26 protein-coding genes are annotated in these 22,373 nt (G+C 36.2%); 13 read left to right on the top strand and 13 right to left on the bottom strand.

Going from position 1 to position 22,373, the window contains the following annotated elements:
• Window positions 1-37 precede the first annotated feature (37 nt).
• Window positions 38-652, bottom strand: a complete 615-nt coding sequence (locus AC27VX_RS22645) for a 4'-phosphopantetheinyl transferase superfamily protein (protein ID WP_488698159.1) — start codon at window positions 650-652, stop codon at window positions 38-40.
• Window positions 653-832: 180 nt separating this feature from the next.
• Window positions 833-1,351, bottom strand: a complete 519-nt coding sequence (locus AC27VX_RS22640) for a pyridoxamine 5'-phosphate oxidase family protein (RefSeq protein ID WP_488698157.1) — start codon at window positions 1,349-1,351, stop codon at window positions 833-835.
• 166 nt (window positions 1,352-1,517) lie between these two features.
• Between AC27VX_RS22640 and ahcY the strand changes: the two genes are divergently transcribed.
• From ahcY to AC27VX_RS22610, 6 genes are all read left to right on the top strand, one after another.
• The gene (gene ahcY, locus AC27VX_RS22635) at window positions 1,518-2,831 is read left to right on the top strand and encodes an adenosylhomocysteinase (protein WP_236855438.1); all 1,314 of its coding nucleotides are present in this window, start codon (window positions 1,518-1,520) and stop codon (window positions 2,829-2,831) included.
• A gap of 102 nt (window positions 2,832-2,933) precedes the next feature.
• Window positions 2,934-3,725, top strand: coding sequence for a hypothetical protein (locus AC27VX_RS22630; RefSeq protein ID WP_488698154.1), 792 nt, complete (start codon window positions 2,934-2,936; stop codon window positions 3,723-3,725).
• A gap of 403 nt (window positions 3,726-4,128) precedes the next feature.
• The gene (yiaA, locus tag AC27VX_RS22625) at window positions 4,129-4,521 is read left to right on the top strand and encodes an inner membrane protein YiaA (RefSeq protein ID WP_236855440.1); all 393 of its coding nucleotides are present in this window, start codon (window positions 4,129-4,131) and stop codon (window positions 4,519-4,521) included.
• Window positions 4,522-4,644: 123 nt separating this feature from the next.
• The gene (locus tag AC27VX_RS22620) at window positions 4,645-5,961 is read left to right on the top strand and encodes a BspA family leucine-rich repeat surface protein (protein ID WP_300691318.1); all 1,317 of its coding nucleotides are present in this window, start codon (window positions 4,645-4,647) and stop codon (window positions 5,959-5,961) included.
• Window positions 5,962-5,991: 30 nt separating this feature from the next.
• Entirely contained in the window at window positions 5,992-7,548 is a 1,557-nt protein-coding gene (locus tag AC27VX_RS22615) for a BspA family leucine-rich repeat surface protein (protein WP_488698152.1), read from the top strand.
• A 15-nt stretch (window positions 7,549-7,563) separates the two neighbouring features.
• Window positions 7,564-9,123 (top strand): BspA family leucine-rich repeat surface protein, encoded by a 1,560-nt coding sequence (locus AC27VX_RS22610; RefSeq protein ID WP_488698150.1) that lies wholly within the window; start codon window positions 7,564-7,566, stop codon window positions 9,121-9,123.
• Between the two features lie 52 nt (window positions 9,124-9,175).
• Here the strand turns inward: AC27VX_RS22610 and purE are convergent, their stop codons facing one another.
• Window positions 9,176-9,679 carry a 5-(carboxyamino)imidazole ribonucleotide mutase gene (gene purE / locus AC27VX_RS22605; protein ID WP_488698148.1) on the bottom strand — a complete coding sequence of 168 codons (504 nt, stop codon included), beginning with the start codon at window positions 9,677-9,679 and terminating at the stop codon, window positions 9,176-9,178.
• Window positions 9,680-9,863: 184 nt separating this feature from the next.
• On the opposite strand from purE, the gene AC27VX_RS22600 reads away from it, so the two are divergent.
• The 4 genes from AC27VX_RS22600 (at window position 9,864) to AC27VX_RS22585 (ending at window position 14,565) form a co-directional block, all read left to right on the top strand.
• On the top strand, window positions 9,864-10,769 hold the full coding sequence (locus tag AC27VX_RS22600) for a DMT family transporter (protein WP_488698146.1): 906 nt from the start codon (window positions 9,864-9,866) through the stop codon (window positions 10,767-10,769).
• Between the two features lie 64 nt (window positions 10,770-10,833).
• Window positions 10,834-11,457: a hypothetical protein gene (locus AC27VX_RS22595; RefSeq protein ID WP_488698144.1), complete on the top strand. Its 624-nt coding sequence runs from the start codon at window positions 10,834-10,836 to the stop codon at window positions 11,455-11,457.
• Window positions 11,458-11,464: 7 nt separating this feature from the next.
• Entirely contained in the window at window positions 11,465-13,588 is a 2,124-nt protein-coding gene (locus AC27VX_RS22590; protein WP_236855447.1) for a cation:proton antiporter, read from the top strand.
• Between the two features lie 164 nt (window positions 13,589-13,752).
• The gene (locus tag AC27VX_RS22585; RefSeq protein WP_236855448.1) at window positions 13,753-14,565 is read left to right on the top strand and encodes a hypothetical protein; all 813 of its coding nucleotides are present in this window, start codon (window positions 13,753-13,755) and stop codon (window positions 14,563-14,565) included.
• Window positions 14,566-14,615: 50 nt separating this feature from the next.
• Here the strand turns inward: AC27VX_RS22585 and AC27VX_RS22580 are convergent, their stop codons facing one another.
• Together AC27VX_RS22580 and AC27VX_RS22575 are read right to left on the bottom strand one after the other, a co-directional pair.
• Window positions 14,616-15,728: a 5-(carboxyamino)imidazole ribonucleotide synthase gene (locus AC27VX_RS22580; protein ID WP_488698142.1), complete on the bottom strand. Its 1,113-nt coding sequence runs from the start codon at window positions 15,726-15,728 to the stop codon at window positions 14,616-14,618.
• Window positions 15,729-15,758: 30 nt separating this feature from the next.
• Window positions 15,759-16,322, bottom strand: a complete 564-nt coding sequence (locus tag AC27VX_RS22575) for a DUF1543 domain-containing protein (protein ID WP_236855450.1) — start codon at window positions 16,320-16,322, stop codon at window positions 15,759-15,761.
• Between the two features lie 85 nt (window positions 16,323-16,407).
• Here AC27VX_RS22575 and AC27VX_RS22570 point away from each other — a divergent pair, with 85 nt between their 5' ends.
• A complete protein-coding gene (locus tag AC27VX_RS22570; RefSeq protein ID WP_236855451.1) occupies window positions 16,408-17,238 on the top strand; it encodes a sulfite exporter TauE/SafE family protein in 831 nt (276 codons plus the stop codon).
• Window positions 17,238-17,621: a DUF1634 domain-containing protein gene (locus AC27VX_RS22565; RefSeq protein WP_236855452.1), complete on the top strand. Its 384-nt coding sequence runs from the start codon at window positions 17,238-17,240 to the stop codon at window positions 17,619-17,621. Before AC27VX_RS22570 ends, AC27VX_RS22565 begins: the two co-directional genes overlap by 1 nt.
• Before the next feature lie 3 nt (window positions 17,622-17,624).
• Here AC27VX_RS22565 and gloA2 read toward each other — a convergent pair whose 3' ends face one another.
• Window positions 17,625-18,002 (bottom strand): SMU1112c/YaeR family gloxylase I-like metalloprotein, encoded by a 378-nt coding sequence (gene gloA2 / locus AC27VX_RS22560; RefSeq protein WP_236859514.1) that lies wholly within the window; start codon window positions 18,000-18,002, stop codon window positions 17,625-17,627.
• Between the two features lie 25 nt (window positions 18,003-18,027).
• Window positions 18,028-18,468 carry a nuclear transport factor 2 family protein gene (locus tag AC27VX_RS22555; RefSeq protein WP_488698139.1) on the bottom strand — a complete coding sequence of 147 codons (441 nt, stop codon included), beginning with the start codon at window positions 18,466-18,468 and terminating at the stop codon, window positions 18,028-18,030.
• A 97-nt stretch (window positions 18,469-18,565) separates the two neighbouring features.
• Between AC27VX_RS22555 and AC27VX_RS22550 the strand changes: the two genes are divergently transcribed.
• On the top strand, window positions 18,566-19,030 hold the full coding sequence (locus AC27VX_RS22550) for a transposase (protein ID WP_488698166.1): 465 nt from the start codon (window positions 18,566-18,568) through the stop codon (window positions 19,028-19,030).
• A 74-nt stretch (window positions 19,031-19,104) separates the two neighbouring features.
• Here the strand turns inward: AC27VX_RS22550 and AC27VX_RS22545 are convergent, their stop codons facing one another.
• The 6 genes from AC27VX_RS22545 to AC27VX_RS22520 all read right to left on the bottom strand — a co-directional run.
• Window positions 19,105-19,263 carry a hypothetical protein gene (locus tag AC27VX_RS22545; RefSeq protein WP_488698137.1) on the bottom strand — a complete coding sequence of 53 codons (159 nt, stop codon included), beginning with the start codon at window positions 19,261-19,263 and terminating at the stop codon, window positions 19,105-19,107.
• The gene (locus AC27VX_RS22540) at window positions 19,244-20,440 is read right to left on the bottom strand and encodes an NUMOD4 domain-containing protein (RefSeq protein WP_300685881.1); all 1,197 of its coding nucleotides are present in this window, start codon (window positions 20,438-20,440) and stop codon (window positions 19,244-19,246) included. Before AC27VX_RS22540 ends, AC27VX_RS22545 begins: the two co-directional genes overlap by 20 nt.
• Before the next feature lie 109 nt (window positions 20,441-20,549).
• Complete coding sequence (locus AC27VX_RS22535; RefSeq protein ID WP_488698135.1) at window positions 20,550-21,059, bottom strand: YfbM family protein; 510 nt, start codon at window positions 21,057-21,059, stop codon at window positions 20,550-20,552.
• A 68-nt stretch (window positions 21,060-21,127) separates the two neighbouring features.
• Window positions 21,128-21,607 carry an RHS repeat-associated core domain-containing protein gene (locus tag AC27VX_RS22530; protein ID WP_488698134.1) on the bottom strand — a complete coding sequence of 160 codons (480 nt, stop codon included), beginning with the start codon at window positions 21,605-21,607 and terminating at the stop codon, window positions 21,128-21,130.
• A 68-nt stretch (window positions 21,608-21,675) separates the two neighbouring features.
• Window positions 21,676-21,945, bottom strand: a complete 270-nt coding sequence (locus AC27VX_RS22525; RefSeq protein ID WP_236855462.1) for a hypothetical protein — start codon at window positions 21,943-21,945, stop codon at window positions 21,676-21,678.
• Between the two features lie 16 nt (window positions 21,946-21,961).
• Window positions 21,962-22,373: SMI1/KNR4 family protein (locus AC27VX_RS22520; protein WP_488698132.1), on the bottom strand; the 412-nt coding region annotated here is incomplete at its 5' end.

The raw sequence follows: 22,373 nt of genomic DNA, 5'->3' as shown, positions 1-22,373 counted from the left end.
TCTTTTATTCCTTATATAACCGAGGCCATAATATGATCTACTCCTCTACAATCGTAAAACAGTAGTCATCAAAAAACTCTACCCTGGCTTTGAATTCGTCCGAAAACTCTTCATCATATACCCTGCAGCTTATTTTATGAAGGTGCATCAGCTCGAATGGTTTTACTTCGTAATTTTTCTTCAGAGACCAGTATTTTGAATGGTGAATCTTGTACATGCTTTCTTTCACACTCCATATAATGGTATAAAAAGTATCAGCTTTGTCTTCCGGAATGAAACCCCGCTCATTTTCGTAGGTGAATTTATCAATTACCCTTAAGATTTTAGGATTGAATTTTTCTACATCTATACCTATTTTGTTTTGGGAAATAGCAATAGCAGCAAATGGAAAAGAATGGGTGATGGAAATTTCCGCATCCTTGGGAGAAAGAAAAGGTTCTCTTTCTTTATATAAAATTTTAGAATGAGGCTTAAGGCCCTTTAGTAATTTACGAACCATTAATACCTCCAGCAGTTTCTTGGGATGGTAGTCTTTTACCTTTTCAGCATTTTCAGGTTCCAAAAGCTCATTGATATCAAGCTCTTCACTTTCATCATACTTCCAAACAAGGATAGTGGCATTATCATCTGAAAAATCTCGGTAAAGGGGCATTCTTTTTTTATTCGGTAAAAATACTAAAAAGAAACCACTTGTAAAAAGGATGAGAGAAGACAGAAAGATGGAGGTCAATATTGATCTGCGAACAGCTTTTATATTCAACTGAAACTATCCGTTAAAAACATTTTAGTGCTTTATTTAATGCCTGTTAACTTCCATCTTCTGTTTTCTTAATTATTTAGACTGATGGTTCGCATCATTTCTATGCTCAATAATTTCCAGATTTTCATCTACAAAATAAGCACTCCCGAATCCGTTCACATATGAACCTTTTACAGGCTGTAGTGCAATTAAAATAAAATCTTTCATCTCAGAAATAATATCCACTACTTTTCCGTAAGTTTCTTTAAGCTGGCCAACTACCTGGTTCCAAACTTCAGAATCTCTTTCAATCTGAGAAGTTGCAGCTTCCAGGGTCAACCTTTCGCGGGCATAAATCTGTTTAGTAGCAGATTCATCCTCAATAAACATCACTGAAGTTTTTCTCCCTTCCGAAAGATTTTTGGTATGTCTTGCCATAAAAGATACAAGGATGTAAAATGTATTTCCTGCCTGAACAAACGGTGCATAGCTGGAAGTAGGATTTCCTTCAGCATCAGTTGTTGCCAGAATAACGCTTTTTGTATTCGCAATAATTTCCTTTACTTTAGGAGCTACAGGCTTTGTTTTTTTCTCTGTATTTGTATGATCCATAGAATATAAATTATGTGATAAAAATAGTTATTTATATTAAGACTAAATAATATTAAATCATGTTTAATCTCATAAAACAGAACTTAATCCGGCGTTTTTTTATTTTAATTATTAATTGTAATTTTGCATTTCGTTATCAATTGAATTTAAAAACTATTCATTACATATGAGTACTACAACACAATACGTTCCTTATAAAGTTAAGGACATTTCCCTTGCAGAATGGGGAAGAAAAGAAATCACCCTTGCAGAAGCAGAAATGCCAGGTTTGATGTCTATCCGTGAAGAATACGGTCCATCTCAACCGCTTAAGGGAGCTAGAATCGCAGGTTGTCTTCACATGACAATCCAGACTGCTGTACTTATTGAGACATTGGTGGCTTTAGGAGCTGAAGTTACCTGGTCTTCTTGTAATATTTTCTCTACTCAGGACCATGCTGCTGCGGCAATTGCTGCTGCCGGAATTCCTGTTTATGCATGGAAAGGTTTAAATGAAGAGGAATTTGACTGGTGTATTGAGCAGACTTTATTCTTTGGTGAAGACAGAAAACCATTAAACATGATTTTGGATGATGGTGGAGATTTAACAAACATGGTTTTTGATAAATATCCTGAATTCACAAAAGATATCAAAGGTCTTTCTGAAGAAACAACTACCGGAGTACACAGATTGTACGAAAGAATGAAGAATGGAACTTTGGTAATGCCTGCTATCAACGTAAACGACTCTGTAACTAAGTCTAAATTTGACAACAAATACGGATGTAAAGAATCTGCAGTAGATGCTGTAAGAAGAGCTACTGATGTAATGCTTGCTGGAAAAAGAGTGGTAGTTTGCGGATATGGAGACGTTGGTAAAGGTACTGCAGCTTCTTTCAGAGGAGCAGGTTCTATCGTTACTGTAACTGAAATTGACCCAATCTGTGCTTTACAGGCCGCAATGGACGGTTATGAAGTAAAAAGATTAGACACCGTAGTAGATAATGCTGACATTATCATTACTACAACCGGTAACTTCAACATTGTAAGAGGAGAACACTTCCTTAAAATGAAAGACAAAGCTATCGTTTGTAATATCGGTCACTTCGACAATGAAATCGATATGGCTTGGTTAAACAAAAACTACGGTCAGACTAAATCAGAAGTTAAACCTCAGGTAGATATCTATACTATTGAAGGAAAAGAAGTAATCATCCTTGCAGAAGGTAGATTGGTCAACTTAGGATGTGCTACAGGACACCCAAGTTTCGTAATGTCTAACTCTTTCTCTAACCAGACCTTGGCTCAGATCGAACTATGGACTAACTCTGCAGCTTACGGAAACGAAGTTTACATGCTGCCTAAGCATTTAGATGAAAAAGTAGCAGCTTTACACCTTAAAAAATTAAGTGTAGAACTTGAAACTCTTTCTCCTGAACAGGCTGATTATATCGGTGTAGACGTAAAAGGGCCATTCAAGCCTGAATACTACAGATACTAGACTTAAACAATCTTATGATATGATCCCACTATTGCTAAATAGTGGGATTTTTTTATTTCAAACCGCTCTGCTATTTCTTATTTTTGCAGCCTAAAAAAAGACATGAAAAACTACTTATTTCTGGGACTTATAGGCACTGTTATATCTTTTTCCAGCTGTAGCAGCGGTAATGACGAAACCAACATTGAACCTGAAAAAAAACTTTTACTCAGCAAGTTCACCACCGTTTATTATGATAATCCTTCTCAACCTGAAACCGTTGATCAAACATTCGAATACAATAATAAAGGAGAACTTATAAAAATCCTGCACAAAGGATTAGCAACGACTTTTGAATATATCGACGGGAAGCCGGTAAAAGCCAATTTCTATAATAATAAACAAGAACTATCCTATTCTTCTGTCTTTTATTACAAGGGAGCTTTATTGGATAAGACTCAGCAGACTTATGCCAATTCGCTGTCACGAACCACAAATTACACCTATGCCGCAAATGGCCAGCTTACTAATATTACCAACTGTATGTCCGCCAATTGTACTGATCCGGGTACTTCCTATACTTATTCCGGAGAAAATGTTTCAACAGAAATTATCTCAACGCCAGGATCTCCCAGCTATGTTTATAAAGAAGAATATTCCTATGACAATAAGCTGAATCCTCACACCAACACCAATAAGTACCTGCGAATTGTAATGGGCAGCCCGGATGTCATCAGTAAGAACAATTATATAATAGATAAAAGCAGTACAAAAACCGGTACAACTTGGACAGCCGGTGAAACCACTACTTATACTTTAGAATACAATACTGCCGGGCTCCCCGTTAAAGCCACAGGAATAGGTAGTGACGGCAAGCTTTCCGTTCTGCATACCTACGAATATACTACCCAATAACATCAAACTCTCTCCAGTCATGGGGAGTTTTTTTTTCAGAAGCTGATCCCGCTATCCGCTCATACTCCTCACGCCTTAGCTTTCCAGCACACTGTCCCCTACTCTTTCTGCCTCCTGTTCCGGGGTAACCGCTGCTATCGGGGCTATAATGAGATAATTTTAATTAATCGATAATTGAATAATGGACAATGGAAATGAATGAGAGTAATTTCTTTCACTCCCCACTCCTATTCAACAGGAACGGGCTTTAGCCCGTTTTACCACTCAATAGAATCCATTGGCTTTAGTCAAAATTTAAAAATCAATAAATACAGATCTACCGTATTTTACCCATATCTCAGTTCTATTACAGATTCTATTTAGAAAAAATGAATATCTTAGCCCCTTTAAATAAAACATTAACATGAAAAAACAAAAAGTATCGAATGCATTCATCGCGGCATCGTGGGTAGCATTAGGAGCAGGAATGATTGGATTTATTGTTGGCCTTGCGAGAGCTGAAATGCTTTTGAACGAAAAGGGGTATTATTTCACCATCCTTTTGTATGGTTTATTTGCAGTTGTCTCTCTTCAAAAAGCTGTCCGTGACAAATTAGAGAACATTCAGGTGACAGATATTTATTATGGAATCTGCTGGTTTGCAACATTATCTTCAATTGTACTACTGGCCATCGGGCTTTGGAATGCCACTATACTTCCGAGCGAAAAGGGATTCTATGCTTTTGCTTTTCTATTAGCACTCTTCGGAGCCATTGCTGTCCAGAAAAATACCCGCGACAATATGATGCAGGATTAAGATAAAAAACACTCCATACATGGAGTGTTTTTTGTTTATAAAATTCTTAATACAAGGTTATTTCGGTTAAAAATATACTAAATTTTATTTATTTTAGTTATATTTATATCACATCTAAATGATATGTACAAAAAACTTTTACCATGTATTTTTTTTATCCTGTTATTTCAGATAACAAAAGCTCAAAATGAGTTTATCACCATTTGGAAACCACAGGACACCCAACAAATTCAATTTCCGGGAAGAGGAACGAATTTCCAGGTATATTGGGAAGAAATCGGATATCCCCAGCACAACGGAATGATGAATAATGTAACCTCAACAGTAGAGTTTATCATCAACCTTGGCACTCCTTTAAACCCCAGTCCGGCTCAAGCCACTTATAGAATCAAAATAAGTGACGGAAACGGAAGTTTTGATCAGGTGAGATTCTTTGACAATACCATAATCCCCAATTACAATGGTCCACACCGTTCAAAAATCATCCAAATTACACAATGGGGAAATATAAAATGGAAAAGCTTTGACAATGCCTTTGTATATTGTGATTCAATGGATATGACAGCTACTGATGCTCCGGACCTCCGGCTGGTGACCAGTATGCGTCAGATGTTTTATCTATGCTCAACATTGGTGGGGAATACTTCTTTCAACACATGGAATACCTCAACCGTTACAGACATGTATTACATGTTTGGTGATACGAACCTCTTTAATCAGCCCCTGGGAAACTGGAACACATCCAACGTAACAGATATGTCATATATGTTTGACAACACTGCATTTAACCAGCCTCTTAGCGGATGGAATACTTCAAAAGTTATCACCATGGAACATATGTTCCATGAAGCCCGTAATTTTAATCAGGATCTTAAAGGCTGGGATACCAGTAAAGTGACCAATATGAATGAAATATTCCATGATACACTTTTTAATCAAAATATTGGAAGATGGGATCTAAGGTCCCTGGTAACAGCCACTAATATGTTTCTGAATTCTTCAATGAGCTGCCAAAATTATGACAAAACACTTGCAGAATGGAGCCAAAACGCTGTAACACCTAATAATATTAATATATCAAGCGCTTATCCTTTAATTTATTCTAACACTGCGGCTGTTTCAGCAAGAAATAATTTAATTAATAGTAAAGGATGGACTATCTCTGGGGATACTTATAATGCTTCATGCAATCTTTCAATTTCTGAAGCTGATACAAGAAACAAAGCCAGCATTTACCCAAATCCTGTAAAAGATATTATTATGCTGAAAAATATGCCGGAGGCTACCCATTATAAAATCACAGACATGAGTGGAAGAACGGTAACAAAAGACCCTTTGAAAAATGATGAAATTCCTGTGAGATTTCTGACGCCGGGAAATTATATTCTACAGATTATCACAAAGAATAAAATTCACTCCTTGCCTTTCATCAGAAAATAGCCATAAAACTAATACCATAAAACAATAAACATGATTTTTAAAAAAATCCCAACGTTCATTTTTCTTCTTTTGGTTTTCATTGTGAAAGCTCAGGATGAATTTATAACCATATGGAAACCAGGCTCTACTGTACTACCCACGTTAAATGTAGGCGCCCCATATCAGGCCAATGCTCAACAAATATGGTTTCCAGGAATTGGCGATAACTACGATATTTACTGGGAAGAGGTAGATTTTCCCCAGCACAATGGCAGCCTTACCAATGTAACTTCTACAAAGCAGGTTCTTATTGATTTTGGTACATCCATCAAAGATGGAAATGATGTCAAATACAGAGTAAAGGTTACTAACGGCAGCGGAACTTTCAAGCAAATAAAATTCGGATCTCCTCAGCTGTTTGTTGCTCCTGAACAACTCATTCCTATATGGCAGGTCAATGGAAGTGCTGATAAATTGTTAGAAATAGAGCAATGGGGTAATATCTCATGGACTACGATGAACAGTGCCTTCAGCCTATGTAAACTTATGGTGCTTACAGCAACTGATGTTCCCAAACTTGAGAACGTTGAAGATGCTTCTTTCATGTTTTTTGGTACTAACAGCTTTAACGGTGCTGCTTCCATGCAAAACTGGGATACCTCAAGAATCCAGAATTTCAGTTTTATGTTTTCCCTTTTATTTGATCCTGCACCATCCACATTAACAGATCTTTTTAATCCTCCTTATTTGGACAGCTGGAATATATCTTCGGCTACCAACCTCAGCTATATGTTTGGAGGAAGGACCGTTTTTAACCAAACTCTTAATAACTGGAACGTTTCCAAAGTAACCGACATGAGCTGGATGTTTGGCCAATGCCTAAGCTTCAATCAGCGTCTGGACAATTGGGATACTTCCAATCTTGAGGATATGCATTTTATGTTTCACATGATTCCGGTTTTCAATCAGCCTCTCAATTGGAATACGTCCAATGTTACTAATATGGCCCATATCTTTCATGGCTGTACGACCTTTAATCAGCCTTTGGAAAACTGGGATACAACTAAGGTAACCAAGATAGATCAGATCCTTACCGGTGCTTCAAGTTTTAACCAGCCGCTAGGAAAATGGAACTTAGCTTCTCTTACCGAAGCTTCTTCTGCTTTAAATATGACAGCCATTAATTGTGAAAATTACAGCAAAACACTTTTGGGATGGGCAGACAATCCCAATACGGCAAACAATGTTCCACTAGGGGTGGTAACCGGGTTTAAATATGCATCAAACGTAATAGATAAAAGAAATATCCTTATCAACAAAGGCTGGATAATAGATGGTGATACAGTCGGAAGCTGTTTATTGGCTTCATCAGATTGGAAGTTGAATAAGAAACCTCTGCTTTACCCTAATCCGGCAGTGGATGATATTCACATTGAAGGATTAAGTGACATTAAGAATTATAAAATTTATGATGCAAGTGGAAGGCTGGTAAAAGAAGGAAATCCTAACAGAGACATAATTAATGTAAGCTCGCTGCCAAAAGGAAATTATATGATACAACTTATCATGAAAGAAAAAACAATCTCTTCAAAATTCATTAAAAATTAACGATAAACTCCCCATATGATATTAAAAAAAATGTTGGCCAGCTTTTTTATTTTACTGGTATTTATAGTGAAAGCCCAGGATGAATTTATCACGATCTGGCAGCCCGCTTCTACCGTGATGCAGCCTATAAATGTAAGTGCTCCCTATCAGGCAAATTCTCAACAAATATGGTTTCCAGGAATTGGCGATAACTACGATATTTACTGGGAAGAGGTAGATTTTCCGCAACACAATGGCAGCCTTACCAATGTAACATCTACAAAGCAGGTTTTTATTGATTTTGGCACATCACTCAAAGATGGAAATGATGTCAAATACAGAGTAAAAGTAAGTAACGGAAATGGAGTTTTTAAACAAATAAAATTTGGAGATGTACAGGAAATTCCACTGCCGGATGAGATTTTCCCGGTCTGGCAGATTAACGGAAGCGCTGATAAGATCCTGGAAATAGAACAATGGGGAAACATTGCCTGGACAACGATGAACAGTGCCTTCACCCAATGTAAACTCATTCAGATCACTGCTACAGATACTCCCAATCTCAGTAATGTTGAAGATGCCTCTTATATGTTTTACGGTACAAAAAGCTTTACAGGAGCCAGCTCCATGCAAAACTGGGATACTTCCAGAATTAAGAATTTCAGGTATACGTTTGCTATTCTATTTGATACCATCATTAACTCACTTCCTGATCAGTTCAATCCACCTTATTTTAATAGTTGGAACATGTCATCAGCAACTGATCTCTCCTTTATGTTTGCAGGAAGAGGACTCTTTAACCAAACATTGAACAACTGGAACGTTTCGAAAGTAACTGATATGAAATGGATGTTTGCTCTTTGTTCAAGCTACAATCAACCTATGGATAAATGGGACACTTCAAGTCTTGAAGATATTCGTTTTATGTTCCATTTCATTCCTGTTTTCAATCAGTCATTAAGCAATTGGAATACTTCCAAGGTTACCATTATGGCTCATGCTCTCCATGGTTGTACATCCTTTAATCAGTCTTTAGAAAATTGGGATATGACCAATGTTACCAGAATAGATCAAATCCTCAAGACGACTCCGAGCTTTAATCAATCACTTGCCAACTGGAATCTGGCTACCCTTAATGACGGCATCCAGGCTTTCACAGAGACAGGAATAGATTGTGAAAACTTTAGTAAAACACTGGCAGGATGGGCAGACAATCCTAATACTGTCAATAACATTCACTTAGATGATGTAACTTCTTTGACCTATGCTTCCAATGTAATAGATAAAAGAAATATTCTTTCCAATAAAGGTTGGATGATGTCGGGTGATACTGTAGGAAACTGCTTACTGGCTTCATCAGACGTAAAATTCAGAAAAAAACTTTTACTCTATCCCAATCCCGCAGTGGATGATATTCATATTGAAGGATTAGAGGATATTAAGGGGTATAAAATTTATGATGCAGGCGGAAGGCTTATAATGGAAGGAAATCCTAATAAGGACATGATTAATGTAGGGTCTTTACCAAAAGGAAATTACATTTTGCAGCTGATTCTGAAAGAGAAAACAATCTCTTCAAAATTCATTAAAAAATAAAACAAAGAAGCCTCGCCGGAAAGCGAGGCTTTTATTTTAACTTACAAGTAAATTATTTATCAAAATGATTAGGATGCTGTGCTTTAATATCATCTACAGTTCCCAATACTTTATCTTTAAGGGAATCCTGATATTTCTGAAGGTTTTCAGCCACCTGAGCATCTGCACTTCCTAAAATCTTTGCAGCCAGAATACCGGCGTTCAAAGCTCCGTTCAAAGCTACTGTTGCTACAGGAATTCCACCCGGCATCTGAAGAATGGATAATACAGAATCCCATCCGTCTATGGAATTACTGGATAAAATCGGAACTCCGATCACAGGAAGCGTAGTACAGCTTGCTACCATCCCAGGAAGATGTGCAGCTCCTCCAGCTCCCGCAATGATTACTTTCAGACCTCTTTCTTTAGCAGTCTTTGCATAATCGAACATCCTTTCCGGCGTTCTGTGTGCTGAAACTACGGTCAATTCATATGGAATGTCCATACTTTTAAGAAAATTTGCAGCCTGTTCCATAATTGGCAGATCACTCTGACTGCCCATAATAATTCCTACCATCTTCAATTTTTATTAGATGTTCAAAGATAAAAAATTAAATCGAGGCCGGGAAACCTGAAGATAAATGCCAGCTCTCATTATTCTTTAAAAGTCGGTTTCTATCTGTATCATCAAAAATTGAAACAACTGTACCCTTTCTTTTCATGTGAAAACTGCTATTTTTGTTTGTTATACTTTATTCACCTTGAAAGATTATAAACTTATTTTCGCAGTTCTTACCGTTGCCATTGTTTGGGGCACTACCTTTTTGGCCATACGAGTGGCTGTGGAAACCATCCCGGCATGGTTCGTAGCGGGAATCCGTCAGTTTCTGGCTTCTGTTATTATGCTTTTTGTCCTTCTTTCAAGAAAAGAATTCAAATGGATTGGCTGGAAAAGCCTAGGCTATCAGATTATTTTTTCTTCCCTGATGCTGGTTGTTGCCAATGGGATGACTACCGTAGCTGAAGAAACCGTGTCCAGCAGTCTGGCCTCGCTGATCAGTGCATGCTCTCCTATTTTGGTGTTTCTGGGAAGTGTAGCAATTGGGTTACAGAAATTCAGCTTTCGGGCTCTTACGGGAGTTCTTTTGTGCTTTAGCGGAGTTATTTTTATTTTCTGGGACGGTCTTAAAGACCTTGCCAATCCTGATTACAGAATGGGAATGATTTTTCTGCTTTGTGCTATCACAGGATGGGCTTCCGGAACTATTTTCACGAAAAAATTAAATATCCAAAGCGGAAATATCACACTGAATCTGTTTTATCAGTTTCTCTTTGCAGGAATTGTTCAGATCATCCTTGCATTTTTATTTTCCAAAGATTATAACTTCGGAAACTGGACTATAAAAAGTATTTCTGCTATGGTGTATCTTTCTGTTTTTGGTTCCGTAGCCGCCTTTTTTGCATTCCACTATGCTTTAACCAAGATCTCTCCCGTACAGGTTTCTATTATGGCCTATATCAATACCATCATTGCTATATTTTTAGGATGGTTAATTATGGATGAGCAAATCTCTTTTAAGTTTATTCTTGCAGCAGTCTTTATTATCTGCGGGGTATTTATTATTAATTATAAGCCCGAAATGTTCAAAAGGCAGAAAATAGAATAGAAAAAATCGGTTTAATGGATGCTGTATTACCTCCTGAAATAGATCTATAAATAACGGTAATCAGATGAATTTATTTTTAAATTCCATTCATTTTCCTTATATTGGATACTCCAACTTTACCAATATGCTGAAAAACACATTCTTTTTATTGCTGGCAGCTTCTTTTCTTCTGATAAGCTGTGATTACAAAGAAAAAGAGAAAAATCTGACAGACAGAGAGAAACAATTATTAGAGAAAGAAAAAATATTCGCGAAAAAAGAATCCGAATACCAGTCCCTTTTAAAAATGAGAGACAGTATTTACGCAAAAAAGGATTCAGTAGTAATTGCAGCCTGGCCGGCAGAAATTTCAGGAGACTGGAATGGAAAAGTGATCTGTACAGAATCCAACTGCAGTGATTATGCTATAGGTGACCAACGGACAGATCTGTGGGAATTCGATAACGATTCTACCCAGCCTATTGCGAAAATCATCAATAATAACAACCTCGTAAGGCTTTACGCCGGCAAATTTGAAAACAACGAAATCAGACTTTCTTTCAAAACAGATTCCACTGCTAAAAAAAATGTAGAGATGAACGTTCTTCTGAATGATATTTCTGACAATAAGATCAAGGGAATAAGAACAATCACATCTGATGGCTGTACTGCCAAGTTCTCTGTTGAATTAGTACGTTCCACAAAATAAAACACCTATGATTTTACTGAGTATACACAATCTGAGTCTTCCTATTGAAGATCCGGTACTGAAATTCCTGTTGGTGCTGATCATCATCCTTGCTGCACCTTTGCTTCTAAATAAAATCAAAGTTCCGCACCTTTTGGGGCTTATCATTGCCGGAGCGGTCATTGGCCCTAATGGCTTCAATGTACTGTCCAGAGACAGCAGCATCGTAGTGACAGGAACTACCGGACTCCTCTACATCATGTTTCTCGCAGGGCTGGAGATTGATATGGGTGACTTCAAAAAAAATAAATGGAAGAGTCTCACCTTTGGTATCTATACCTTTACTGTCCCTTTTGTACTGGGATATCTGGGAGGTTATTATCTTCTTCATTTTTCAATGTTAACATCGATCCTGTTTGCCAGTCTTTTTTCTTCCCATACCCTCATCGCTTATCCATTAATCAGTAAACTGGGAATTGCAAAAAACAAAGCAGTAAACATCACTGTAGGAGGTACAATGATTACCGATATTCTGGCCTTATTGGTACTTGCTGTAATTGTCGGAATGTCTCAGGGAGACGTAGGAACAGAATTTTGGGTTACATTATCTGTTTCTTTTATAGTGTTTGCACTGATCGTATTAATTGTATTCCCTATTATAGGACGTTGGTTTTTCAAAAGAGTAGATGATAAGATATCTCAATATATTTTTGTACTGGTGATGATTTACCTTGCAGCAATGCTTGCTGAACTTGCAGGTGTGGAAGCTATTATCGGGGCATTCTTTGCAGGGTTGGCATTAAACAGACTTATTCCCCATACCTCTTCTTTGATGAACCGTGTGGAGTTCGTAGGAAATGCCATCTTTATTCCGTTCTTCCTGATCAGTGTGGGAATGCTGATTGACTTTAAAGTATTTTTTAAAAGCTGGGAAACTCTGGAAGTAGCCGGAATTATGATGGCAGCTTCTATCGGCGGAAAATATCTTTCGGCAGTAGCTACCCAGAAAACTTTCAGATTGACTAAGGAAGAAGGAAAACTTATTTTCGGATTAAGTTCTGCTTCGGCCGCAGCAACATTAGCTTCCGTAATGGTAGGTTACAATATTATTCTTTCTGAAACCGAAACAGGAGAACCTGTAAGATTACTGAATGAACACGTTCTGAACGGAAGTATTTTACTGATTTTGGTTTCATGTACCATTTCATCTTTTATTTCAATGGCCAGTGCCCAGAAAATTGCAGAAAGCGACAATGAAGATACGGTTTCAGGGGTTAGCCACGAAGAAGAAAGTATTCTTTTAGCGATCAATCATGAAAAAACGGTTGAAAGAATGGTCAATCTTGGTATTTTAATAAAAGCCCATTCCAATACAGAAGATATGTTTGCTTTAAATGTCATCAACGAAGACAAAAATGAATCTTCAGTAAAAAATGCAGAAAAACTTCTTCATCAGGCTACAGATACTGCTGCTGCTGCTGATATTAAATTACAGGCCCTTAAAAGGTATGATAATGATGTCATCAATGGGGTAAATAATGTAATTAAAGAACAGAAAATTACAGATCTTATTATCGGGCTGGAAGGTGAAAAAGGGTTCTCGCCGTCATTTGTTTATAATCTCTATAACGGATATCTTCAGAATGATGATGTGAATGTATTGGTATATCATGCAGCCCAGCCTCTTTCAACCATCAAACGGTATGCAGTGATGATTCCTGAGAATGCCCATAAAGAAGCAGGATTCTTCCATGCCCTGCTGAGAGTCTGGAACATTGCCAGAAACTCCGGGGCTACCCTTGTTTTTTATGCTCCTGAAAATATTTTGGACATCCTTCAGAAAATCATTAAAAAAGCCAACATAGAAGCAGAATTCATCATTATGAATACATGGCAGGATGGGGAAAGAACTGCAGCCCAGCTGAAAGAAGATGAAGCCCTGATCATTTTCATGGCGAAACGTGGTATGCAGTCCTATATTCCAAGAATGAGACTGATCCCTGAGCTTCTGAACAGAAATCTGAATGATAATAATTATCTTCTGATCTTCCCTTTCTCTGAATATGATAAAAACAGTCCGGAAATCCGTTCTGTAGGAAATCATGGGGATTTTGTGGAGATCGGAAATGTAATTCAGAAAATTTTTAAATAAATAGAGATGGATGGGTTAAAGGTTCCTGCTAATGAGACCGTTGTGTTACAAAAAAACTCTTTGCCAATTTTACAAATTAAGTGATACCAATAATAAACAAACTCACTCTATTATTAATCTTTAATTTTAAATATCAATTTTGTATTTTGGCAAAAAAATAACTCATGAAACAAGCTCTCAAATTTCTTTTTATTTTCGTATCAGTCATTATTTCCGCACAGGATTTGAAATACTCTGATCAGGAAATTCAAAAGAAACTAGATTCAATCAAAGTAGAAGGAAATACGCTGTTTTCCTATGAAAAAGCCTCATGGCAAGCCGGTGACTTGATGGCTAAAAACAAAAAAATAAATGGAAACACAGGTATTTACTTAACCTACAAAGTATCAGATACTACAAAAACAGTTTTTCTAAATAAGGATCAAACATCTATTCTAGCCGAGTATTCTTTTAAAAATAATCAAACGAAGACTTCAAAAGAAATTCTTGTACAAAGAGAACTTAATGAGACCGAAAAAAAATTAAAAAACATTCGTGCCACAATTATTCCGCAATTATCCAATCCACAATACGGCATAACTGTACCTCAGGGATATAATTTAAATTTGGTTATTATTCCTTTCAACGAAAACTACAAAGTATACCTGATTCCAGGTACCTCACAATCTGGAATAATTCCATTTGGCAATGATTATTTATTCATTTCAGATTCAAAAGGTGATATTATTTCAAATCAAAAATTTCATTCAAGATTAATTCCTACTATGACGTCAATGGAAAATGGAGGTACAGTTACAATGTCAACTCACAGTCATTTGAGAACTACTCCGTTTATTTCCGCGACAGATATCTGTACTTTTAAATTGTATGCACCCTTAACCAAACTAGATGAATTTAGTGTATATTCTCCCGCCTTGGGAATATATATGAAATACAATTACAAAAAAGACACTATTGAAAAAGGAGAAAAATTGTAACAAAAAAAGCTGTAGAAATAACTACAGCTTTTTTATATTTTTCAAAATGTCTACTCAGAAATCACTCTCACCATTCCTTTCACCATCACAAGCTTTTCCATCAATTCTTCACGGCAATCTGCCAAAACGTTGATGTGCCCCATCTTTCTTCCTGGTTTAGTTTCTGTTTTCCCATACAAATGAATATAGGTTTCAGGCAACTTCAGAACCTCTTCCATTCCTTCGTAGACTACTTTTCCTGAATATCCTTCTGCACCTACCAAATTCAGCATTCCGCTGTAAGTAATAGCATCCGTATCTGCTAAAGGTAAATCTTTCACCACACGGTACATCTGCTCAAACTGTGAGTTGGTATTTCCTTCCTGGCTCTGATGTCCTGAATTGTGAAGTCTTGGAGCGGTCTCGTTCACCCATATTTTCCCTTCTTTATCAAGGAACAATTCAATAGCAAAAAGGCCTGGAGAATTGACAGCGTTTAAAAACTTTTCAGTAATGATATCTATTTGCTGCTGAACATCTTCTGTCAGAATAACCGGGCATACATTGAAATCCAACAGATTCAGTTTTGGATCGGCAACCATTTCCGTTACCGGAAAAGTATTGGTTTCCCCTTTTCCGTTTCTGGCAACGATAACAGAAAGTTCTTTATCTATGTCTACAAGACTTTCAATCACTGAAGCTTCCTTCCATAAGTGCTGATAATCTTCTTCAGTTTTGATGACCTGTACCCCTTTTCCGTCATAACCGCCTGTATTCATTTTCTGTACAAATGGTAAAGACATGATGATCTTTTCCTCACTGCTCCATACTACCTGAAATTCCGGACTTGGGATATCATGAGTTTTATAAAATTCTTTCTGAAGGATCTTCTGCTGAATCGTTTTGATAATACCGGCATTGGGAACAACTCTTATTCCCTGTTTTTCAAGCTCGGCCAAAGCATCCGCATTTACGTGTTCTATTTCAATAGTGACAACATCTTTATCCTTTCCAAAGTTCAAAACTGTTTCATAATCATTGAAATTTCCCTGTGTAAAATACGAGATATTATGACATGGAGCATCAGCAGACGGGTCCAGAGTATAAAACTCATCATCATACTTTAATGCACTCTGTATCAGCATTCTTCCCAGCTGTCCGCCTCCCAGAATTCCTATTTTCATTTTTTATTTTTATTAGATTTACTTTTACTTTTACTGAACTTTATCTATTTTTAAATATCCCAGTCCTATTGTGTTTTCCTGATTTTCTACATCAGATTTTGTAAGAACAATGGAATATTTTTCTTTCATACTTGCAGGAAGAATATCATTTACATTGAAAATATCATCAATGTCTACTCCATGTTTGTCATCAATATGACTTACGGCACCTTCAAATCCCATAGTCTGGTAGAATTCTGTACCTCTTGCTCTTTTCACGATTTCTCCCATGGATTGTCCCACCATTAAATGCTGTTCATGAAATTCTTCAAAAAAACCTGGCTTGTACCCTCCCAGATTCAGGAAATACAACTGTTCTTCAGATGATTTTTCTCCTTTCTCCACAATTTTCACTTCGTATCCGTCTGCAAATTTCACTTCCTGATGGCAGTCAATATGGATCTTTCCTTCCGCTTCCTTCCAGAAATCCTTCATATCAGGCACCAAATCCTTTAGATTTTCAGCAATTCCGAAAAATACATCGTGCTGTTCAATGTTTCTTCCTGCAGGGGTTGCCCCAAGGATGACATAAAATAATTTGACCTCATTTTTCATGCATACAAAAATACGTTAAATTTATCTTTTTCAAATGTTTGGCAGACTAACACAATAATTTTATATTTGTAACATTATTTGTAGTATGTCAGAAATTATCATACTCTTCCTTGGTGCTATTTCCGCCGGCCTTTTAGGCTCACTGACGGGGTTAGGAGGAGGAGTTATTATCATTCCTTTATTAACGCTGGGTTTCGGCGTTCCAATGCACTATGCAATCGGTGCTTCGCTTATTTCTGTAATCGGAACTTCTTCCGGTGCAGCTGTGGCATTTGTGAAAGAAGGCTTTACCAATATGAGGATCGGAATGTTTCTCGAAATAGCCACCACAACAGGTGCTGTTATGGGTGCCTTAGTTTCAGGAATGCTTAATCCCAATACAATTGGGATCATTTTTGCGAGCATTCTCCTTTTGACAGTTGTTTTAAATCTTAAAGGAAAACCCGATCATCAGGAACCTTTAATAAAAGGAAGCATCGAAGAAAAGCTCAAACTTTACGGGACATTTCCCGATAAAGGAATTTTGAAAAACTATTCCGCAAGAAATACAGTTCCTGGATTTTTGATGATGATGTTTGCCGGAGCAATGTCCGGGCTTTTAGGAATAGGTTCCGGGGCCTTGAAAGTATTGGCAATGGACAATATGATGAAGCTGCCTTTTAAAGTATCTACTACAACAAGTAATTTTATGATTGGAGTAACTGCTGTAGCAAGTGCATTAATCTATTTCCAGAGAGGTGAAATCATCCCCGTAATTGTAGCGCCTGTATTAATCGGGGTGGTGATAGGAAGTTTCATAGGTTCAAAAACGCTGATGGTTTCGAAAACGAAGAAATTAAAAGTATTTTTTGCCATTGTGATCACTCTTTTGTCCATTTATATGATGTATAACGGTATCAACAAAAGTTTCAGATAATGAAAAAGAATTTTACAGACGTAGATCTTAACCGTTCGGTAGGAAATCTTCTGAGACTGGGTGTTATTTTATCCGTAGCCACATCATTGATCGGTTTTATCAAATTATTTCTGGAAGGTTTTGAAATGCCTAAAAAGTACACTTCGCTGGACATAGGCAGTTCTTCAGAACAGGTATGGGCACACTTCTGGAATTCTTTGTGTAAGGGTGAAGGAATGGCTATTATCCAGCTGGGAATACTTCTGCTGATCTTTACTCCGCTGATGAGAATTGTTTTTGCTTTAATAGGCTATTTAAAAGAAAAAGACTACGTATATGTAGTCATTTCTTCAATTGTCCTTGCTATTATGGCGGGAAGTTTCTTTGCGGGTTACGCTCATTAATTTTTACATTTCATAAAACTCCAGTGGGAGCTGATCCGGATCTGCGGTAAAGAAAAATTCTTTTCCCGTGAATTCATCTATACGTATTTCCTCACAGCTTACCCCTTTTTCTATCAATTCATTTCGCTTTTCTGTAACATTTTCTACAGAAAAGGCAAGATGTCTTAAACCACAAGCTTCCGGGCGTGAAGGTCGCTGAGGAGGATCTGGAAACGAGAATAATTCAATCACATAATGATCTCCGATAGCCAGATCAAGTTTATAAGACTGCCTTTCTTCCCGATATACTTCCCGAATAATATTCAGATCTAAAATTTCTGTATAAAACTTTTTTGATACTTCATAGTCTGAGCAGATAATAGCTATATGATGGATCTTCATTTTCATGTCTTACGTATTGGTTTAATTATTTAATGTCTTTACATTGATCTTTTCTTCGTGTATCAATAATATATTGAATCTTCCATTCATTATTTTGCTTTACCAATTGAAAGCTGTTGGCTCCGCAATGTAAAAATTTTTCTTTTAAATAAAAGGAATAGGGTGTAAATATGCTTGCCAGAATCCCATCTGTATGAATGGCTTCTATCGTAATTCTTTCATCCAGATCACCCTTTGAAAATTTAGAAATAGATGTGATAAAATCCTGTATATGATCACTTTTTACACTTCCGTCTTTTGCGACTGTTTGAAGAATTGCATTTTCTGTGAAAACAGATTTCAATAATTCAGGATCTGCATTTTTCATCGCGAGAAAGAGATTGCGGACAGGCTTTTCTATTTCCTGATTTTGCTGCCCGAAACAAGCTGTGCCGAGCAGCAAAAAGATACCTGCTATTTTATTCATTTTCTTATTCTATAAATTGAAGTTGTTTAAACTTATTTTGAAAAAAAAGTTCCGAGAAAATCAGCAATTTTGGATTGCAATTTAAAAGACTAATAATCTGAAACTCATCAGCAAAGATAAAATAGAGAAATGGATTTTACCCCATTTAAGCAAAGGGAAAAGAGGATTTTCTACGAAGTTTGACTTGGTAAAAATAATTCAGACCATTATAAAACGGCTGAAAACTGGTTGCCAATGGCGGGAAATTTCGTTAAAGGACTATTTCGGGAAAGAAAAAATAAGCTGGCAAAATGTGTATTATTTTTTTAATAAATGGAGCAAGGATGGCAGCTTCAGGAATATTTGGATTCATCTTTTGAATCGTAACAAGAGGATTTTGGAGATGTCCTGTACTCAGCTTGACGCAAGCCAAACCCGATGTAGAATGTACGGAGAATCAACAGGATATCAAAGCAGAAAATCGGCGAAAACCAGCAATATAATTTTCCTTTGCGACAATCGTGGTCAAATGATTTCGATGGGAAATCCCAGAAGAATCTGCACTTTTTGGTGTTTTCCTTAAGACTAATTAAAAGTTTAAACAACCTCATTAACAACTTTTCTATTTTTAGATTTCATATTGTTTTTATTTTAGATTTAAAAATTCAATATAGCTGATTGAATATCCTCTTGTAGTTCTTTCACTTGTTCCAAAGTAATTTTTCTGCCTTTCTGTTTTTCATTTTTGAAATTATCATCCTCACCAAGCAGTCGGGGTTCATTTTTTATATCTGCGCTAAGAACCAGGTCTATCATAATTTCTATATTTTTCCTTCAGCACATAATTAGCCGGGTGCAGCGAGAGTTTTGAAATATCAATATCCCATAAAGGATCACTTTCATTGACCACCATCAAATTTCTGTCTGATAAATCAAATTTTTCTACAAAACAACAATAGAGCAATTTACTCATTACAACCCGAACATATTTTCCTTCATTACTTAATGTACATGATAGAGAATACGTTTTTTCATTATTAATAATCAGTTTTTGGGATAATATTTTTTCCTGCAAAAACATAATTCGTCCTTTTGAAATCCAACCACTTAATCTTTTTATCCTACCCTTATTAGATAAGACAAATCGAGATTCAAAACCGGAAATGGGAACTGGAGCCCAGTACTCTCCGGGAAGATCTTTAACTGACAAGTTAAAACAGGAAGGAGGATTACCCTTGTCGATTATGGGCTTACCTAGCTTTTCCCAAAGATACTTATTAAGTGAACCATTTAAGGTATCTGACATTTTGACCATGTAAAAATCCTCTTTTTTGGGAGGATTATTTCGCAAAAACCATCGAAATGTTCCTGAGGTTAGGATATTTTTATTGATAACATCCATAATGCTTTCGCAAGCAATACCTAATTTTTCTTCTACAGCATATATACTTTCAAAACTAGCGATAAATTCTCCTTCTACAGTATATTGACTGACAGGCTTCATATAATCAATATGTACGTTTCTTGATCGGTTCTTGCGAAAGATAGTAAGACGTTTCTCTTTGACTGAAATTTTCTCTAAATTGCTGCTATGTTTATTAAATACGTTATTATCCTTACATGAAATCACAAAAGAACGATCCTCGACATCAAATTTTTCTACAAAGTGATAGTACACCAAGCGAGCAACAGATCTTGTATACTTATGACCTTCCAGAGATAATCCACAGTGAACATTATAAACATACTCTTTAAGATATTTATTATACTGTCTGGTAAAACGCAACTTTCGGATTTTTTCGGAAACCCAATGTTCTACTCCTAATGATATATGAGAAAGACGACTCAGGCTCTTTAACCTTCCATAATTGGATATTTCATAATTCTCAAAACCTTCAATCGCCTTCCATTGTTCACCAGGAAGGTTTTCTAGGGAATGGTTATAGAGAACTTCTTTTACATATTTATCCTCTAGTTCATGTGGTAGTTTCATAAAATAAAATTTTTAAAATATCCCCGGATCTTTTACTTCATCGTTTTTGAGATTTTGTTATCTATTGCTAAACTTGTTAACTATAAGACATTTCTTTTTCATTGTCTTTTTACTGATCAGCTGTAAATAACACAAAACGTCCTTCAGATGCTGCATTTTTCCAAAATTTCACAGAGTTTTTAAACCATGTCCATGTATATTCAAAATCATCTTCACTTAAGAATTCCGCATACTCTTTATCGTCAGATTTAATTTGACCGTATCCCTCTTTTAAATCTTTTATAGAGACTTTTTCGATAGCTTTGGCTATTTCTACGACCTGTTCTGGTGTTTTTAAAGACATAATATAATCATTTTTATGATAAATTTTTTGTCCACCCAAAATGACATGATTAAGTGGAAAAGTTCCATTGTCCCACTCAAGTTTCCCATCTGTTAAACTTCTATGTAATCCGTCCCAAGATTGATCAACCTCTGCAAATCTTTCAGGTTCATTTTCCATAAATTCTTCTTCAATATCTTCTTGCAGGAATTCTAACCTGTCTTCGTCAGACTTAAAAGATTTTAGTTTTAAAGCTATTTTTTCGTCAAGCGAAAAAAGTACACCTAAACATCCCATATTTTACTTTTTTTTGTTAGTATCAGCCGTTACACACCTGCAGCGAATTTTCAAATTTATACATTTTGCTAATCATAACCATCATATTTAAATACAGAAACAATTGTTGAATTATTTTCTAACACAAATCGCGTTGTTATGTTTATATTGCTATTAACAATCTTGGATATGCCATTATAATTATTAATGGCATTGGTTTTCGCTTCTTCAGTAACACCTGCACCATATACAGTTGATCCAGCAGGCGGAGCAACAAGAAATATTTTTGTTGACCCCCATTCTAATCCTTCCAGCTCTCTACCATCAACCACTCTGTTTTCTGAGAAATTGTAATGCGACTGATAAGCATATTTTTCACTAAGCAGATCTATATTGAAAAACCTTCCTATTGCAGGATCATAATTTCGCCATTTAAAAGAGCTCCACTTGGTATCCTCCTGTTTTTCCTGTCCCTGGGTGGAATACCTGTAGTTTTGGGAGATTGAGTTGACATGAACAAGACAATATTGAATAAAAAGCCAAGTTGGATTAGAAACCCCACTTGGCAAATTGGTTAATAAAACAAATAGTATTGTTTAAATAACTTCCTTTAAAATTTACTTCTGGTTATTTGATACTACTCATCATACTTTTTGACCTTCCAATTATCTCTATCATCTTCTCTATAGGCATGACTTCCATTATCAATTCCTAATAATTCTTTTAAGGTTGGATCAATCTGTAAAATCTCATCTAAACTAATAACCCTAGCATCTTCTTCAGAAATATTTTCTTCATTCCCAAAAAATTGCCATTCTCCATCAGCATCCTTAAAAACAGAAACAATTGCTGAATTATTTTCTAACACAAATCTGGTTGTTATTACTGTGCCCCTTAAATTTACCATAATTTTTATACTCTACTTAGTATGGAAGTGTTGAAGCATCCTCATCAATTTCTTTTCCTTTATCATCAAATAATCTATACAAACGTTTTAATTCAGATAGTAACATTTCTTCAAAAGAACTCCATTGAACTTTAGAGGTTGCATCATCAACCGCACAGCAATGAACAATATTAGTGTCCTTATCGATGTATAAAAGAGAACCGTCCCATTGATAACCGCCAATAAAGAAATAATTATCTAGAGAGTTTTCTGGTCTTTCATACAGATTTGGTGTTACAAGAGAAAAAGGTTGCCTTGAATTTGCTTTGGGATCACGGGTCAAGTGCCTTCTAAATCCATCTAAACTAAGAGTAGAAGAGAGAAAATTGCCTCCATTACTATAGTCCATTAAAAAATGCTTATAATTTTCAGGAATTGTAGTGTTTAAT

Source organism: Chryseobacterium sp. 14P4.3.2, from assembly GCF_057799275.1.
Note: the sequence above shows the minus strand (reverse complement) of the source record. Positions and strands in the feature narration are given on the sequence as shown.

Excerpts from the sequence above, each read along its gene's own strand:
- yiaA (WP_236855440.1), top strand. The coding sequence starts at position 4,129 with ATGAAAAAACAAAAAGTATCGAATGCATTCATCGCGGCATCGTGGGTA.
- AC27VX_RS22640 (WP_488698157.1), bottom strand. The coding sequence starts at position 1,351 with ATGGATCATACAAATACAGAGAAAAAAACAAAGCCTGTAGCTCCTAAA.
- AC27VX_RS22555 (WP_488698139.1), bottom strand. The coding sequence starts at position 18,468 with ATGAATAAAATAGCAGGTATCTTTTTGCTGCTCGGCACAGCTTGTTTC.
- AC27VX_RS22575 (WP_236855450.1), bottom strand. The coding sequence starts at position 16,322 with ATGAAAAATGAGGTCAAATTATTTTATGTCATCCTTGGGGCAACCCCT.
- AC27VX_RS22525 (WP_236855462.1), bottom strand. The coding sequence starts at position 21,945 with ATGGTAAATTTAAGGGGCACAGTAATAACAACCAGATTTGTGTTAGAA.
- ahcY (WP_236855438.1), top strand. The coding sequence starts at position 1,518 with ATGAGTACTACAACACAATACGTTCCTTATAAAGTTAAGGACATTTCC.
- AC27VX_RS22545 (WP_488698137.1), bottom strand. The coding sequence starts at position 19,263 with ATGATAGACCTGGTTCTTAGCGCAGATATAAAAAATGAACCCCGACTG.
- AC27VX_RS22540 (WP_300685881.1), bottom strand. The coding sequence starts at position 20,440 with ATGAAACTACCACATGAACTAGAGGATAAATATGTAAAAGAAGTTCTC.
- gloA2 (WP_236859514.1), bottom strand. The coding sequence starts at position 18,002 with ATGAAGATCCATCATATAGCTATTATCTGCTCAGACTATGAAGTATCA.
- AC27VX_RS22595 (WP_488698144.1), top strand. The coding sequence starts at position 10,834 with ATGAATTTATTTTTAAATTCCATTCATTTTCCTTATATTGGATACTCC.
- AC27VX_RS22610 (WP_488698150.1), top strand. The coding sequence starts at position 7,564 with ATGATATTAAAAAAAATGTTGGCCAGCTTTTTTATTTTACTGGTATTT.
- AC27VX_RS22565 (WP_236855452.1), top strand. The coding sequence starts at position 17,238 with ATGAAAAAGAATTTTACAGACGTAGATCTTAACCGTTCGGTAGGAAAT.
- AC27VX_RS22645 (WP_488698159.1), bottom strand. The coding sequence starts at position 652 with ATGCCCCTTTACCGAGATTTTTCAGATGATAATGCCACTATCCTTGTT.
- purE (WP_488698148.1), bottom strand. The coding sequence starts at position 9,679 with ATGGTAGGAATTATTATGGGCAGTCAGAGTGATCTGCCAATTATGGAA.
- AC27VX_RS22535 (WP_488698135.1), bottom strand. The coding sequence starts at position 21,059 with ATGGGATGTTTAGGTGTACTTTTTTCGCTTGACGAAAAAATAGCTTTA.
- AC27VX_RS22585 (WP_236855448.1), top strand. The coding sequence starts at position 13,753 with ATGAAACAAGCTCTCAAATTTCTTTTTATTTTCGTATCAGTCATTATT.
- AC27VX_RS22580 (WP_488698142.1), bottom strand. The coding sequence starts at position 15,728 with ATGAAAATAGGAATTCTGGGAGGCGGACAGCTGGGAAGAATGCTGATA.
- AC27VX_RS22620 (WP_300691318.1), top strand. The coding sequence starts at position 4,645 with ATGTACAAAAAACTTTTACCATGTATTTTTTTTATCCTGTTATTTCAG.
- AC27VX_RS22570 (WP_236855451.1), top strand. The coding sequence starts at position 16,408 with ATGTCAGAAATTATCATACTCTTCCTTGGTGCTATTTCCGCCGGCCTT.
- AC27VX_RS22615 (WP_488698152.1), top strand. The coding sequence starts at position 5,992 with ATGATTTTTAAAAAAATCCCAACGTTCATTTTTCTTCTTTTGGTTTTC.
- AC27VX_RS22590 (WP_236855447.1), top strand. The coding sequence starts at position 11,465 with ATGATTTTACTGAGTATACACAATCTGAGTCTTCCTATTGAAGATCCG.
- AC27VX_RS22630 (WP_488698154.1), top strand. The coding sequence starts at position 2,934 with ATGAAAAACTACTTATTTCTGGGACTTATAGGCACTGTTATATCTTTT.